Annotated in this window: 1 protein-coding gene; it reads right to left on the reverse strand. The window is 70.1% G+C overall.

Going from position 1 to position 1,212, the window contains the following annotated elements:
• Window positions 1–70 precede the first annotated feature (70 nt).
• Window positions 71–1,212, reverse strand: a 1,142-nt coding sequence (locus G6026_RS13315; RefSeq protein WP_182613452.1) for an AMP-binding protein, incomplete at its 5' end; no start/stop codon positions are given.

A 1,212-nucleotide genomic window follows, 5' to 3' on the forward strand; every position in this document is an offset into this window, starting at 1 on the left:
CGCGCCACCGCGCCGCCGATGCCGCCCGACGCGCCGGTGACCAGGACGGCTCCCGGCCGGCGGCCCGCGGTCATCGGAGATCGGTCTTGAGGATCTTGCCCGAGGCGTTGCGCGGGAAGGACTCCACGAACTCCACCTCGCGCGGGCGTTTGAAGTTGGCCAGGCGCTCGCGGCAGAACTTGAGGACGTCCTCCTCGGTGAGCGACGAGCCCTCGCGGCGCACCACGAAGGCCTTGCCGACCTCGCCCATCCGGTCGTCCGGGACGCCGATGACGGCGGTCTCGACCACTCCGTCCAGGCGCGCGAGCGTCTGTTCGACCTCGGCGGGGTAGACGTTGAACCCGCCGGTGATGTACATGTCCTTGAGCCGGTCGGTGATGCGCAGGTTGCCGCGGGAGTCGATCTCGCCGACGTCGCCCGTGTGGAGCCAACCGTCGGGGTCGATGGTCGACGCGGTGTTCTCCGGGTCGTCGAGGTACCCCTGCATGACCATCTCGCCGCGGGTGAGGATCTCACCCTTCTCGCCGATACGGATCTCCATGCCGGGGTAGGCGCGCCCGCACGTGGTGGCCACGGTGACGTCGTCGTCGTCCGCGGTGGTGGTGGTGATGAAGCCCATCGTCTCGGTCTGTCCATACGCGGTGAGTACCGTCTCCAGCCCGAGGTCGGACTGCATCCTCTCGACCAGGATCACCGGGACGACCGAGGCGCCGGTCACCGCCAGCCGAAGGGAGGACAGGTCGAACTCCGCCCTGTCGGGGGCGTCGAGGATGGTCTGGAAGATCGTGGGGGCGCCCGGGAGGACCGTGGCGCCCTCATCCTGTACGAGCCGCATGGTCTCGGTGGGTGAGTACACGGCCAGCGGGATGACCGTCGCGCCGAAGAGGACGCAGACCAGGAAGCCGGCCTTGTAGCCGAAACTGTGGAAGAACGGGTTGACGATGAGGTAGCGGTCGCGCTCGGTGAGCCCACCGTTCGATCCCCACGCCCGCGCCCCGGCGACCGTCTGCCGGTGCAGCGCCACCACACCCTTGCTCTTGCCGGTGGTGCCCGAGGTGAACAGGATGTCGGCGACGTCGTCGCCCGTCACCGCGTCCGCCCGGGCGTCCGCCTCCGCGAGCGAGGCGGCGGTGGCCTCCGCCTGCAGGTCGGTGACGTCGACGACGGCGAGGTCGGCGGTCGCGGTGTCACCGCCGTCGAGGGGGACCCGCA

It is taken from the genome of Dietzia sp. DQ11-38-2 (genome assembly GCF_014145055.1).
Taxonomy (GTDB): domain Bacteria; phylum Actinomycetota; class Actinomycetes; order Mycobacteriales; family Mycobacteriaceae; genus Dietzia.